General features: G+C 61.8%; 10 protein-coding genes. 7 read left to right on the forward strand and 3 right to left on the reverse strand.

Annotation, left to right across the window (positions count from 1 at the left end; genetic code table 11):
• Window positions 1-80: 80 nt before the first annotated feature.
• On the forward strand, window positions 81-1583 hold the full coding sequence (gene proP / locus HU763_RS11600; RefSeq protein ID WP_170029704.1) for a glycine betaine/L-proline transporter ProP: 1503 nt from the start codon (window positions 81-83) through the stop codon (window positions 1581-1583).
• Here proP and HU763_RS11605 read toward each other — a convergent pair whose 3' ends face one another.
• From HU763_RS11605 to treS, 3 genes are all read right to left on the reverse strand, one after another.
• On the reverse strand, window positions 1584-2285 hold the full coding sequence (locus HU763_RS11605; protein ID WP_170029705.1) for a YoaK family protein: 702 nt from the start codon (window positions 2283-2285) through the stop codon (window positions 1584-1586). It lies immediately after the preceding gene.
• Between the two features lie 9 nt (window positions 2286-2294).
• Window positions 2295-2921 carry a riboflavin synthase subunit alpha gene (locus tag HU763_RS11610; RefSeq protein ID WP_186684948.1) on the reverse strand — a complete coding sequence of 209 codons (627 nt, stop codon included), beginning with the start codon at window positions 2919-2921 and terminating at the stop codon, window positions 2295-2297.
• Between the two features lie 81 nt (window positions 2922-3002).
• The gene (gene treS, locus HU763_RS11615) at window positions 3003-5069 is read right to left on the reverse strand and encodes a maltose alpha-D-glucosyltransferase (RefSeq protein WP_186684949.1); all 2067 of its coding nucleotides are present in this window, start codon (window positions 5067-5069) and stop codon (window positions 3003-3005) included.
• A 225-nt stretch (window positions 5070-5294) separates the two neighbouring features.
• On the opposite strand from treS, the gene icmH reads away from it, so the two are divergent.
• Genes icmH through HU763_RS11645 form a run of 6 tightly spaced genes read left to right on the forward strand, consistent with a single transcriptional unit; the run spans window position 5295 to window position 13468 of the window.
• On the forward strand, window positions 5295-6161 hold the full coding sequence (icmH, locus tag HU763_RS11620) for a type IVB secretion system protein IcmH/DotU (protein ID WP_186684950.1): 867 nt from the start codon (window positions 5295-5297) through the stop codon (window positions 6159-6161).
• 15 nt (window positions 6162-6176) lie between these two features.
• Complete coding sequence (locus HU763_RS11625) at window positions 6177-8255, forward strand: type VI secretion system Vgr family protein (RefSeq protein ID WP_186684951.1); 2079 nt, start codon at window positions 6177-6179, stop codon at window positions 8253-8255.
• Between the two features lie 14 nt (window positions 8256-8269).
• A complete protein-coding gene (locus tag HU763_RS11630; RefSeq protein WP_338052999.1) occupies window positions 8270-9178 on the forward strand; it encodes a hypothetical protein in 909 nt (302 codons plus the stop codon).
• Window positions 9175-12402 (forward strand): T6SS effector BTH_I2691 family protein, encoded by a 3228-nt coding sequence (locus HU763_RS11635; RefSeq protein ID WP_186684953.1) that lies wholly within the window; start codon window positions 9175-9177, stop codon window positions 12400-12402. The genes HU763_RS11630 and HU763_RS11635 overlap by 4 nt, the downstream gene beginning before the upstream one ends.
• Window positions 12399-13214, forward strand: coding sequence for a DUF6708 domain-containing protein (locus tag HU763_RS24700; protein WP_225931948.1), 816 nt, complete (start codon window positions 12399-12401; stop codon window positions 13212-13214). The genes HU763_RS11635 and HU763_RS24700 overlap by 4 nt, the downstream gene beginning before the upstream one ends.
• Window positions 13211-13468, forward strand: coding sequence for a PAAR domain-containing protein (locus HU763_RS11645; protein WP_186684954.1), 258 nt, complete (start codon window positions 13211-13213; stop codon window positions 13466-13468). The genes HU763_RS24700 and HU763_RS11645 overlap by 4 nt, the downstream gene beginning before the upstream one ends.
• The last annotated feature ends 49 nt before the right edge of the window (window positions 13469-13517 follow it).

A 13517-nucleotide genomic window follows, 5' to 3' on the forward strand; every position in this document is an offset into this window, starting at 1 on the left:
CGAAAAAGCAGTAAGCGCTGAATTATTTAGTGTCCCGTTGTATCTCATCCCTTAGAGCATTCATCGACAGGGATACGGACATGAAACCTCGCAAGAAAAGCGTCCAGCCAATCGGCCTCAAGGACATCACCATCGTCGACGACGCGAAGATGCGCAAGGCGATTACCGCAGCCGCCCTGGGCAATGCCATGGAGTGGTTCGATTTCGGTGTCTACGGCTTCGTCGCCTATGCCCTGGGCAAGGTATTCTTCCCCAATGCCGACCCGGGCGTGCAGATGATCGCGGCGTTGGCCACGTTCTCCGTACCGTTTCTGATCAGGCCATTGGGCGGGCTGTTCTTCGGTGCCCTGGGCGACCGTTTCGGGCGGCAGAAGATCCTCGCGGCAACCATCGTCATCATGTCGCTCAGCACCTTCGCCATTGGCCTGATACCGTCCTATGCCAGCATCGGCATCTGGGCGCCGATCCTGTTGCTGCTGGCGAAGATGGCCCAGGGCTTCTCGGTAGGGGGCGAATACACCGGCGCGTCGATCTTCGTCGCCGAATACGCGCCCGACCGCAAGCGCGGGTTTCTCGGCAGCTGGCTGGACTTTGGCTCGATTGCCGGGTTTGTGCTGGGGGCCGGCGTGGTGGTGCTGATCTCCACCGTGCTGGGTGAGGACAAGTTCCTCGAATGGGGCTGGCGCCTGCCGTTCTTCCTCGCCCTGCCGCTGGGCATCATCGGCCTCTACCTGCGCCATGCGCTGGAGGAGACCCCAGCCTTCCAGCAGCACGTCGACAAGCTGGAGCAAGGCGACCGCGAAGGGCTGGCCGCCGGGCCCAAGGTCTCGTTCAAGGAAGTCGCCACCCAGCACTGGCGCAGCCTGGTGACCTGCATCGGCGTGGTGATCGCCACCAACGTCACCTACTACATGCTGCTCACCTACATGCCCAGCTACCTGTCGCACAACCTGCACTACAGCGAAGACCATGGCGTGCTGATCATCATTGCGATCATGGTCGGCATGCTGTTCGTGCAGCCGATGATCGGCCTGCTCAGCGACAAGTTCGGCCGGCGACCGTTCATCATCGTCGGCAGTGTCGGCCTTTTCGTGCTGGCCATCCCTGCCTTCATGCTGATCAACAGCGGCGTGCTGGGGGTGATTTTTGCCGGGCTGCTGATCATTGCCGTGCTGCTGAACTTCTTCATCGGCGTGATGGCCTCGACACTACCGGCCATGTTCCCCACGCATATCCGCTACAGCGCCCTGGCCAGCGCCTTCAACATCTCGGTACTGATTGCCGGGCTTACACCGACCCTGGCGGCCTGGCTGGTGGAGAGCAGCGGCAACCTGTACATGCCGGCGTACTACCTGATGGTGATTGCTGCCGTGGGGCTGGTCACCGGCCTGACCATGAAGGAAACCGCCAACAAGCCGCTGCGCGGCGCGGCACCGGCCGCATCGGATATCGAGGAAGCGCGCGAGCTGCTGCAAGAGCACCATGACAATATCGAGCAGAAGATCGAGGACATCGATGCGCAGATTGCCGAGCTGGAGGCCAAGCGCAAGTTGCTGGTGCAACAACATCCGCGCATCGACTGATCAGCGTGGCATGTAGCCACGCTGCCAGGAGCGGGGAATGAAGCGCGACACCAGGGCCAGCACGCAGGCCAGCGAGCAGCTGCCGGCCAGCGCCTGCAGGCCCAGGCGTTGCTCCAGCCAGGCCCCCAGCGCAGCGCCTAGCAGCATGCCGGCCCACGGGACCAGTTGCACGCGCCAGCCGTTGCGCCGCTCACCCAACAGCCAGCGCCCCAAGCCGCGGCCGAAGCGTGACAGGGCGCCGGTGACGTAGGTCAGGCCGATCGGCAGGCCGTTCACCTGTTCGACCACGGCATTGATCATGCCCATGGCCAAGGTGGCGGCCAGCAGCGCCGGGAAGGTATTTGCCAAGCGCCAGCCAGCGGCGAAGGCCAGCAGTACGGCGACCACCAGCAGCACTGGCCAAGCCCGCCGGCGGAAGGCGCGCGCCAACAGCACACCCAGTGCGTTGCCGGCGACAAAGCCGAGGACGGCTCCGCTCAGGCGCAGCACCATGGCCAGGTCCGCTTCACTGATGGCCACCGCCAGGCGCGTGGTGTTGCCGCTCATGAACGAGACGAAGTCGCCCAGTGCCAGCAGGCCGATCGCATCGGTCATGCCGGCCAGTACCGACAGCCCGGCAACCAGGCCAAGGCCGACACGGCCACGCAGGATCTGCAGGCGCAGCCGCCGGGCCGTGCGTGCAGGAAGGGCGTTGGGCAGCATGCAGGTACCTCAGCGGGGCAATTCGCGAGCGAGGGTGCTCTTGATGGTGCGTTCTACCACATCCACCAGCACCATGGTCTGGTGGTCGACCTCGATATTCAGCAGTTCACCGACCTGGTAACGGGCGAAAGTGGTCTGGCGCAGGGTTTCGGGGATCAGGTTGATAGTGACCACGTTGTCTTCGACATCGGCGACCGTCAAGCTGCAGCCGTTGACCCCGATGAAACCGCGCGGGAACACGTACTTGCCCCATTGCGCGGGCATGCGGAACCGGATGAAGGCGCCGCTCGGCTGGATCGACAGCTCGACGATCTCGGCGGTGGTGGCGATGTGGCCTGCCATCAGGTGGCCGCCGACTTCGGCATTCATCTTCGCCGAACGTTCGATGTTGACACCCTGGCCCGCCTTGAAGAAGCGCAGGTTGGTACGCTCGAGGGTGGCGGTCATGGCGTCGAACCTGACCCGGCTGCCGTCAATCTCGGTGACCGAGAGGCAAGTCCCTTCGACACTGACGCTGGCGCCGATCTTCAGCTCGTCGAGCAATTCCGGGGTCAGGTCGATGGTGAACTGGTTGTGGCCCGGGTAGCTGGTCACTTCAAGCAGGGGGCGGACGGCCTGGACGATGCCGGTATACATGGGTTGCTCCTGGGCACAGAGAAAGAAAACTCCCGAACGCTATGCCCATGGCGCGGCAAATGCAAGAGCGGCCAGCCCGGTTCAGACATGCCCGCTGCTATTGACGATACGCAGGCACAGCGCCTCGTACGGGTCCAGGTTGACCATCAGCCGCCCGTCCTCGGTCAGGTCACCCTCGACCGTCTCGTTGATCATGTCCACCACCGGCCCCGGGGTGAACCCGGTCAGCTGCAATTGCTCGGCAATCACTTCCCGGCCAAAGTTCAGCGCACTGATCTGGATGCCGCGCCCGGCCGGCAGCTCATGCACCATCACCAGCAACCCGGGGCTGCTGACGTCGGGTACCAGCAGCTGGCGGCTGCTGGCGATACCATAGGCCTGGCGCACCGCCAGCAGCTTTTTCACCTTGCAGGCGAACGAATCGCCGTTTTCCAGCTGGCTGTCCAGGCTGCCATACAGGGCCCGCGCCCGCGGCAGGCCACGCACCGATGCCTCGGCCTGGGGGGCGAGCCCGGCCAGGTCGTAAGCGCCCCGGTGAATCCAGCGGGTATCGCCATCCATCATCCGCTCTGCCACCGCTTCGGCGGGCAAGGGCAGGGCGCCCACCAGGTCCCAGCCGGACAGCGCCACGACCCCCGGTTGCATGGCGTTGTACATGACCAGCAACAAGTGCACCTTCTGGATCAGCTCGACCTCTGCCGGGCCGATCTGCCCAAGGTCGCGGATGCCCAGTGCCGCGGTGATCAGGCTGACCGTGGTGCAGGCGATGCCATTGGTGACGAAGCGCAGGTTGTAGGGCGCGTGTTCGCCCGACAGCCGCTCGTAGATTTCTTCGCGGATGTGCTCACGGAGGATGCCGCCAGGCAGGGTCTGGCCCTTGTACAGGTACATGTCATGGGCGTGCAGGGTCCAGAAATGCACCAGTTCCACGGTCACTTCGTCGTGGTTCTGCAGGGCATGGATCAGCGAGGCCGGGTCGATGCCGAAGGCATGCATCTCTTTCAGCATCAAGCGCAGGAACTCGGTGTCGCCGGTCAGCAGAGCATGCTGGTAGGCGGGCCGGGTGACGAAGTCATAGGACAGGTCGGCACCGCCCTTGGACATCTGCGCGATATCGTCGAGCGTCAGGTTCAGTTCCTGGAAACTGAAGCCGCCGGCCTTGCGGATCATGCCGCCGATCAGCTGGTTGCCGACCAGCGACAGTGGGTGGCTTTCCGACCAGGCTGTGCCGTTGGTGCGCGTTTCCACGCCGAGGAAGCCGTTGGCATCCAGGCGCAGGCCGCGGGCCCCCAGGCAGTCCAGGGCGTGCAGGGCATCGCCAATGATCATTTGCTGGGCGGCGAAGGTCGGGTCCAGCCAGTTCAGTGACGGCTGGCCCTCCTTGAAGTAGTGCAGGTATACCCAGCGCCGCGTCTTGCCGTCCACCCCGGTCACCGGCGGCGTAGCGCTCCAGTCGGTTTCCTTCACACCCGGCTCGAAGAAGATCACCCGTTGCAGCTGGCCGACGATGTAATGCCGGGCCTTGAGTTCGTCACATTGTGCCGGCAGCAGGTTGACCGCGTCGCGTCCGGCCGGCACTTCGGGCAGCAGGGGCCAGTCTTCCTCGCGGATCTCGACCATGTGGTACAGCCCCGGGTAGGGGCCGTAGGCCAGCTCGGCCAGGCGGAAGTCGGCGCCCTTGCCAGTGTGCGAGGGAATCAGGTCGTCGATGGTCACGGCGTTGTGGGCGGCGGCCATGCGGCTCATCTGGATCAGCTCCTGCTCGCTGCCGTACAGCGGGTCGATGTCGAAGCTGATGCGGTCGAAGTTGCCGTCCACGCTGGGCGTGAGTTCGCGGCCTTGAATGCCGCCGGAGCGCTTGATCGGGCCGGTGTGCAGGCCTTGGATGCCGATCTCCGACAGGCGTTTCCACAGCGCTTCGTGGGCCAGGGCGCCGAGTACCGAACAGCCCTCGGGGGCGATGATGGCGTCAGGGTAGACCGTCAGCCAGACCGAGGCGATCTCGATGGCCCGGCGCGGCTGGGCTTCGGCGTAGGGCTGCTGCCACAGGCGCGACTGGCCTGCGTACAGGTGGGTACGCTGCTGGGCTGCCTGAAGCATGGCGCGCTCTTCGAGCCATTTGACATAGGACGGGTCGGGCTGGGTCATTGCGCTTCCTCATTGCGTTCACCGGCTCAGGTTATGACGGCTTTGCAGGCGGAACGTTTCACTTGGTTGCGTTCGTTGTCGCGATGCGTTTGGGGCCTGCACCCATGCCTGGAAACAGGCCGGTCGAAATGTCCTACAACGGCGCGGGAAGGCCCCGACTTCTCACAGAATGGCTTCCCCGATAGCGTTCATGTCTTCAGTCTGCTGGAAGACAAGGACCTTCTCATGCCCCGGCCACGCTCCATCCCGCCTGAAGAAATCGTGGGCGCCAAGGCCGCTCACGACGTCATGGAAAACAGCTTGCACACCATGCTCGAGGCCCCGCAGGAAGCTCACTCGCCCTACCTGGCTGCGGCAGCAGGGCTGGCAGGCTACCCGGCCGACCCTGAGTTCCAGCTACGTGGCGGCTTCGACAACCTGATGCTCGACGCGGCAAACCCGTTGTTCGGCCTGGTCATCCGCCTGCGCACCCTGGATGAACTGCCGAACATCGAATACGTGCACAAGACCCTGCAAACGCAGGTCAGCGCCATCCGCGAGGAAATCCAGCAGCACGGCTATGCCGAGGCGCATCTCGAAGTTTACTCCTACGCGCTGTGCCTATACCTGGACGAGGCGGTAATGAGCCGCCCCTGGGGCTGCAATTCGTGCTGGAGCCATGAACCGTTGTTGAGTGTGTTCCACCACGAAACCCACGGCGGCGAGAAAATCTTCGTGCTGCTGGAGCGGATGATGCAGTCGCCTGCAGAATTCCAGGATGTGCTGGAGTTCCTGTACTTCTGTTTCTGCCTGGGCCTGAAGGGCAAGTACGCGCTCGATCCCAAGGGCGATGACCTGATCAATGCGCTGATTTCACGCATGCACAAGGTACTTCGCGAACTGCGTGGTCCCACCCCCGAAAGCGTGTGCGACCCCTACACCAACATTGTCGATCGTCCCTATCGCCGGCGGCGCTGGAACTGGCCCTGGTGGAGCCCGCTGGTGGTGTCTGCCGTGGCCATGGTCTGTGCCTACTGCTACTACAGCTACCGCCTGAGCCTGATCACCAGCGAGGTTCTGGAGGCACTCGACAGCATCATCCTGCAGCCGTAGCCAGGGGAAACCTGCATGCCTAGCCAATCCGAGTTGCGTTTTACCTTTCAGCCGCTGGCGAGCCGGCTGGAGTTCGAAGTGGTTTCGTTCGAACTCGACGAAGCGCTCAGCTCACCGTTCCAGCTGAGCCTGGAACTGATCAGTTTCGACAGCGACGTCGACTTCGGCGCGTTGCTCGACAAACCGGCATTGTTCACCCTGTGGCGCGGCGAACGCCCGCTACGTTATGTGCACGGCCTGGTCAGCCGCTTCAGCCAGGGCGAGACAGGCCACTTCCGTACCCGTTACCGCGCGCTGGTCGAACCCGCGCTGGCGCGGGCCGGGCTGCGTTCGAACTGGCGCATCTTCCAGCACAAGAGCGTGCCGCAGATCCTCGAACTGATGCTCCAGCGCCAGGGCATCAGCCGTTTTGAAATCAAGAGTATCGGCGCACATCAGGTGCGCGAGTTCTGCGTGCAGGCCGGTGAAACCGACCTCGATTTCATGGCCCGCCTGGCCGCCGAGGAGGGGTTCGTCTACCGCTTCGAACACACGCCGAAATATCACCAGCTGGTCATCAGCGACCGGCTGTTGGCGCTGGGTACGATCAGCCTCGGCGCCATAAAGCCGGATGAAGATGACGACGGTCTTCATGAAGCGGATGACATCGGTCCCGACCAGGTGCTGTACCGCGCCAACAGCGGTGGCGATCAGGCACGCCCGTGCCTGTGGAGCCTGCGCTACAGCGAACAGGTGCGTACCGCGAAGCAGGTGCAGCGGGACTACACCTTCACCCACCCACAGTACCGCCAGGAGCACAGCGCCGGTGACAGCAGCATCACCCACCAGTCGCTGGACTATGAGCGTTTCGACTACCCAGGCCGCTACAAGCGCGATGCGGTCGGTATCCCCTTCACCGCCACCCGGCTCACGGCCCTGCGCCATGACGCCCGCCTTGCCGAGGTGGAGGGTGACGATGTGCGCCTGCAACCGGGGTTGAGCTTCACCCTCGTCGAACACCCTCGCGAGGACCTCAATGTGCATTGGCGCACGATCCGCGTGCACCACCAGGGCACTCAGTTCACCAGCCTGCAGGAGGAGGCTGCTGGCAGTGCGCAAGGCACGCATTACCAGCAGGCAGCGGTGCTGGTGCCGGGAAGAACTGAGTGGCGCCCGGCACCGTTGCCCAAACCGCGTATCGACGGCCCGCACATGGCCACCGTCGTCGGCCCGCCTGGTGAAGAAATCCATTGCGACGAATGGGGGCGGGTCAAGGTCAGCTTCCCTTGGGACCGCGAGAGCCGGGACAACGAATTCAGTTCCTGCTGGGTGCGCGTTTCGCAGGGCTGGGCGGGCGGCAGCTGGGGCTTGATGGCCATCCCGCGCATCGGCCAGGACGTGATCATCCAGTATGTCAACAGCGACCCCGACCAGCCGCTGATCATCGGGCGGACTTACTGTGGCGACCAGCTGCCGCCCTATGACTTGCCCAAGCACAAGACGCGCATGACCATCAAGAGCCAGACGCACAAGGGCAAAGGCTTCAACGAACTGCGTTTCGAGGATGAACTGGGCAAGGAGGAGGTGTTCATCCACGCCCAGCGGGACCAGAACAATGTAGTTGGCAATGATGAGACCACGCGTGTCGGGCGCAACCGTGTCGAGCAGGTGGGGCATGACGAGCAATCCAGCATCGGCAATGACTTGCGCGAAGAGATAGGGCGCGACCATACCCGCTTGGTCGGGCAGACCTGCCGCATGGACATCAGGCAGGACCTGGTCGAGAAGGTCGGCAACAACCGGAGCGAATCAACGGGTGGCAATCAGCAGGTGTCTGTCGGCAATGACAGCGAGCTTGTCGTCAAAGGTATGCAAAAGGTCACTGTCGGGCGGGGTATGGAGCACCACACGACGATCTACCAGGTGCGGGCCAGCGAACGCATCGAATTCAGAACCGCGGGTGGCAGCATCATCCTGGATGAGCGAGGCATCACCATCAGTGGGCTGGCACTCGACCTGCAGGGGCAGGCCACGGCGGTCGCCAAAGGCGCAGGCGTTGCCCAGTCACTGTTGCTGACGCCGAACGCCAGCGACAAGTGTGAGGGCCAGCTCTGATGGACTGCGAAGGTTTGGCCAGCCTCATTGAAAAACAGTACGAGCCCCGTTTGCATTGCCATGTGCTGATCGACCCGCTCGCAATTCCTGACAATGGCGACCACGCCTTGCTTGCGCAGCTGCGCAGCGCCTTGGGCGAAGGTGCACTGACCCAGGTGCCAAGGGCCGATCTAGCCCATGCGCCCCATTTGCATCCCGTCCTGGTTTGTCTGGCGATGCCTGGAACCGCGCCCAGTCGCTCATTGCTGGAACAGACAACGCGGGCAGCGCAGAAAGGTTTGTATCAGCGCCGGCGCTACCTGTGCGGCTGGCTGTTCAGTGAGGCGCCGTCGGCCACCATTGCTGTGCACCTGGCAGCCTTGTGCCGGTTACCCAATGGCAAAGGGGCATTCAGTTTCCATCCAATCTATGAACCGGTTCGCCTGGAGCTGCTTGCAGCGACCTACCAGCAGGTTGAGCACGGTCCTTGGTGGCCGATCGGCAAATGGTTGTTCCTGAGCAGTGGAGGACGGCTGGTAAACCTGAAAGGGCAGGGTAAGCAGCGTCATCCCCTGCCAGCGTCTGCCCAGCGGATCCAGGAGGATGCGGCGCTGGTAGAGCGTGTGCTGGGCATCTGGAAAGTGTTGCGAGCGGGAGCGAGCGACGCCTACCCCTGTGCGATTCCGCCGTTTGCCGCCGTGCGTGCATCGAACCACATCGATGATGCGCGGGCGCTGGGGTTGAGCGAAGCGGAGGATATCGTGGTTTTTGCCCTCCATCAGCTGTGTGTGCATCCCGAGTTGCGCAACATTGCTGCGGTTCGTGAACTGATCAGCTCAGTCGTTCGGCAACAGCGTCCCCTTGCACCTGCACTGGCGTGTTACTCCGAGGAGCAATGGCGCCGGCTGACCGAATTCCTGCCGAAATCCGAGAGTCGCCCATGAGCATCAGTCAACGCATCGCCATCGCCGCAGCCGAAGCCGGCCTGCCGCACGACCAGTGCATGTCCTGTGAACGCCAGGGCCTGCCGATCCTGCCGCTGCGCCGCGCGCTGGTGCCAGACACCCGCCCCGAGTGTGTCGTCACCGTCGCGGATAACCTGCATATCTCGACCAGGATCGGCCTGCGCACCTTGCGCATGGGCTACCTGTACGTGTTGCTCGACCAGCAGGTCTGGCAGGCCTATGCCGTCAGCGCACAGGGCCATTTGCGCCGCTTCAACCCCTACGAGCCACCGGATGGCCCGCCAAGGCCACTGCCGGAAAAGTGCGTGCATGAAGACCATGACATCCCCTCGGCCTTTCTCAACATCGACACCGACCGATACAGCAGCGCCTGGCTGGCCTTTTCCAGCGACGCCTGGCCGGTCAGTGTGCTGAACGCCTACAAGCGGGGCCAGGCGCCGGCGCAGCGTTTCGAAGGGCTGGACCTGATCCAGGCGCGCAACCATCCCGAACTGCTGGGCATCGCCATGACGCCCGACAACTTGCAGGTCGACAAGCAGGTTTTCGAGTACGCACAGCAGGCGTGTTCCCCGTTCGACAGCGCGCACGGTTTCCACAGCCGCTGGCTGCGCCGGTTCGCCCTGCGTGGCTACCTGATCAATGCGATGAACCGCCACCAGCTGGAAAACGGCGTGCTGGCCGTGGTGCTCGACGACACCGTCGGGCTGATCCAGGAATACAACCATCAGCGCCTGAATTGGGTACTGAAGCGTCAGGCCTGGCGCGAAGAGCCGATGCGGGCCTATCAGCTGCAGACCTCGCAGATCCTGCAGATCATTCGTGCCACCAACAGGGAACGGGCCGCGCAGGAAGTGCCGTCGCTGGAGCCGATGACCGGTGATGGCCCCCCGGTGTTCACCGACCCGGCAGTCGCGCGACAACAGTTGGTCGAGCGTGCGCAGCAGGCGAGTGACGAGCGGCTGGAGCAGCGTTACCACGAACCGCAGCGCGCGGCGTTCCAGGCGGCTTACGACCAGCAGGAAGGCGAGTTTCAGCGTTACATCGACCAGGACGCGCAGGCGTACGTTGCCTTGTTCGATACGCCCATGTTCAAGGTGGTCGAGGCGTACGACTACGACGGTAACGACCGCGAATCCGGCGTGGCGTATGCCAAGACCCTGGCGCTGTGCCTGGGCGGAGGTGTTACCGAAGCCATGGTGCCGGCCACTGAGTCGCGTATTCCTGCAGCGGGAACCAGCGAGGCCCTCTGGCTGAAATGGCTGCAGGACCCTGACAGCCCACCCTACCGCGCCTTGTTGATGCGCGACCGGGCGTTGCTGGCCGGGTTGCTGCCGAGCTTTGCCGCTGACGGCGGCATCAACTGGAACGACAGTGACAAGCTCTACAGCATGCTGAGCAAGATCATTGCCAGCGACGACGCCGGCTTGCGCCTGCGCACTACCCTCAAGCAGGCCATCGCCGAAACGCAAAGCGCGCTCAACGCGGCCAGCCAGCGCCTGGCGCCCTGCCTGTCGCCTGGCATCCGGAAAGCCGTGCGGCATCTGAACAGCGCCACGCAGTATCTCTACAACGGCGTGCAGTTGATCGAGCTGGAAGTGAAGATGAAGCTGGGCGAGTACTACGCCCTGCAAAGCCAGCACCTGCGGGAATTACAGCACAAGGCCAACGCCTCGATCGCCGCGGCGCGCGACCGGATGCAGCGCAACCTTGACGATTTCGAGTTTGGCTCGATGAAGTCGATGCGCAAGGTGCGGCCGATCATCCAGCACGGGCTGATGAGCCTGGCCGTGCTCGACCCGCGCTTCACCCACACGATGATCAGCGTGACGGTTTGGGTCGAGGGCACCGCCGAAGAGGTGCATGGGCGGTTGTTCAAGGAAGCCAGCATTGGCGTGAACCAGGCGAGCAGCGCGGCGCAGCTTGCCCTGGTGGATATCTCGGTGGCGGCGGGGACGTTGGAAAGTGATGCGCGCAGGTTGTTGCACGGCATGAAGATCACCTCGCAGCAGGCGGCGCGATTGGTAAGGACTGGGTTTTCCGGGTTGCGCGGGGTGGCTGGCAGCTGGGAACTCCTGCTGGCGATAGGTGGGTTGTATCTGCAGCAGGACAGCCTGGGTAGGAATCAGGAAAAGGCGGAAGAGGAAATTGGGCCGAAGGCGCATGAGGCCAAGTTGGCGTTGCAAGGATCTCAGTTGGGCGTGTTGGGAGGGCAAATTGAGCTGGTGGGGCTCATTTTGAGGGCAAGTACCCAGCATATTGGCAAACCGTGGGCTAAAAGTGCGTCAGGTACTGGAGTGTCGCTGATAAAATTCGGTGCCATGATAAGTGCTATCGCCGGGGTTTTCGACACCGTACAAGCTTTTACTGCTGCTAAGCGTGCACGGACAGCCGGCGACAACGCAGCAGAAACGAATTATTTCCGTGCAGGTTTTTTTTACGCCTTCTCAACTGGCGCGTTTGTCTGGGCAATATTTAAGCCGGCCCTGCTAGGGCCTTTAGGTCTGGCTATGATACTGGCACTTACTGCGTACGCACTTACTCGTTCAGCTGGACAAAACGAATCTAATGCACTAGAGCGGTGGGCGCGACGATGTTGTTTTGGGAGAGGTGATGAAAGTCCGGTCATCTCTTGGGATACACCTGAATATGCAGACATAGCGTTTGCAGAACTGAATGCTGCCACGATTGGCGTGCACGCAGCGGTTCATTTCGAATCCAAGCGCTTAAGCGACCCGACCGCCCCCAAGATTGGTGGACTGGTCAGCCTGGAGCTAGAGCACAAACTAAAATTTCACATCATATTGCCCAAATACGATGATGAATACTCGGCCTATCGCTGGATCCTGTCAGTACATCGTTATGGTGACGGAACCCACCCCGATTTTATTGGCGGAGAAACCCTCGCACTTGATGAGCACGGACCAGTTCAAGTTGAACCCCTTACCGAGGGGGCAAAATTCCACGGCTTTTCGCAGCCAAAGCAGCCTGACTACAAAGATAATATCTCAGTAAAAAAAGAGCGACGTCCGTATGACTTGGATGAGCCACATCTGTCATGGCTAGCGTTCACTGGAACGGTGGAGCTCATGCCGACTATTGGACCGCACACCATAAGAGCCGCGACGCTACTGATATGTTACTGGCCAGATAAGAGACTACCAGAGGCATATGTCGAGGTCTGCGTTAAGGAAGCTAATGAATGAAAGCCAAACCCAAAATTCTTTCGGAGCGGGCTCTATGTTGGAGTCATGACCTGCCTGATTTCAGTTCGAGTGCAGTTCCACGCTTAAGCTTTGAAGATATAGATCCCTCGCCAAACTTTTTTGACGAGGTATGCCTGGAGCTTCCTCGCTCTACTGTCAGTTTACGTGGTATTGTCCTGTTAATAGGAGTGCCGATATTGGCTTTTACTGCCGGTACATTTATCTACATGCCTGGCATTTTTTTCACTATTAATTGGTCGGGTGACTGGCATATTGACCTCCTAGCCTCGCTAATGGTTCTGGTTAGCATATGGGCCACTGCGACATACATAAAGATGGATTTGTTGCTACCACGGGACGAACCTATCCGTTTCAATCGCTTACGACGCAAAATCTATTTCTATCAATTTAGATTCCACTACATCTATCTGTTCAGCCGCAAACACTGGGGCGTAAAACCGGTCGCCTACAACTGGGACGACGTAACCGCCGAAGTCTACCGAGTCTACGCCCCCGGCCACGGTGGCCTGATCGAAAACGTCATGTTGTCAATCCGCAATCCGGAAACCAACGAAGTCATCGACCGCGTGTTCTTCACCCATGACCTCCGCCACGGCGAAGCCTACTGGGCCATCGCCCGGCTGTTCATGCAACAAGGCCCTGAAGCGCTGCCGAAGTTCGTCCATCCACCCCGTGACTGGAACGATGACGATGGCCTGAGCCACATGCACTGCCTGGCACCAAAGGTTCATTGGCCGGAAGACATTGACCGTGAATCCCGAACTGCCCCGTGTGAAGGTGAGGCCCGATGAAACCCGTGATACTCGTAGGCCATCGGCATGTCTGCCCGCTGCATGGCAGCAACCAGGTGGAAAGCGGCAGTTCCGCATACACCTTCAATGGCAGGCCGGTTGCCAGAGTGGGCGACCGCACCACGTGTGGCGCTGTAATAATCAGCGGTGCCGCGAACTTTCTGATTGAAGGTGCAGCCGTGGCGCGCAAGGGGGATCGAACCGACCACGGTGGCGTGCTGGAAGGGGGCGATGCGGGCTGGATGCTGGATTGACGCTGACGGCTTGCCAGGGGACCTGTGGCAACCCAACCACCGTGCCGCC

The sequence above is a fragment of the Pseudomonas anuradhapurensis genome (assembly GCF_014269225.2).
Classification (GTDB): domain Bacteria; phylum Pseudomonadota; class Gammaproteobacteria; order Pseudomonadales; family Pseudomonadaceae; genus Aquipseudomonas; species Aquipseudomonas anuradhapurensis.

Excerpts from the sequence above, each read along its gene's own strand:
- proP (WP_170029704.1), top strand. The coding sequence starts at position 81 with ATGAAACCTCGCAAGAAAAGCGTCCAGCCAATCGGCCTCAAGGACATC.
- HU763_RS11605 (WP_170029705.1), bottom strand. The coding sequence starts at position 2,285 with ATGCTGCCCAACGCCCTTCCTGCACGCACGGCCCGGCGGCTGCGCCTG.
- HU763_RS11610 (WP_186684948.1), bottom strand. The coding sequence starts at position 2,921 with ATGTATACCGGCATCGTCCAGGCCGTCCGCCCCCTGCTTGAAGTGACC.
- treS (WP_186684949.1), bottom strand. The coding sequence starts at position 5,069 with ATGACCCAGCCCGACCCGTCCTATGTCAAATGGCTCGAAGAGCGCGCC.
- icmH (WP_186684950.1), top strand. The coding sequence starts at position 5,295 with ATGCCCCGGCCACGCTCCATCCCGCCTGAAGAAATCGTGGGCGCCAAG.
- HU763_RS11625 (WP_186684951.1), top strand. The coding sequence starts at position 6,177 with ATGCCTAGCCAATCCGAGTTGCGTTTTACCTTTCAGCCGCTGGCGAGC.
- HU763_RS11635 (WP_186684953.1), top strand. The coding sequence starts at position 9,175 with ATGAGCATCAGTCAACGCATCGCCATCGCCGCAGCCGAAGCCGGCCTG.
- HU763_RS24700 (WP_225931948.1), top strand. The coding sequence starts at position 12,399 with ATGAAAGCCAAACCCAAAATTCTTTCGGAGCGGGCTCTATGTTGGAGT.
- HU763_RS11645 (WP_186684954.1), top strand. The coding sequence starts at position 13,211 with ATGAAACCCGTGATACTCGTAGGCCATCGGCATGTCTGCCCGCTGCAT.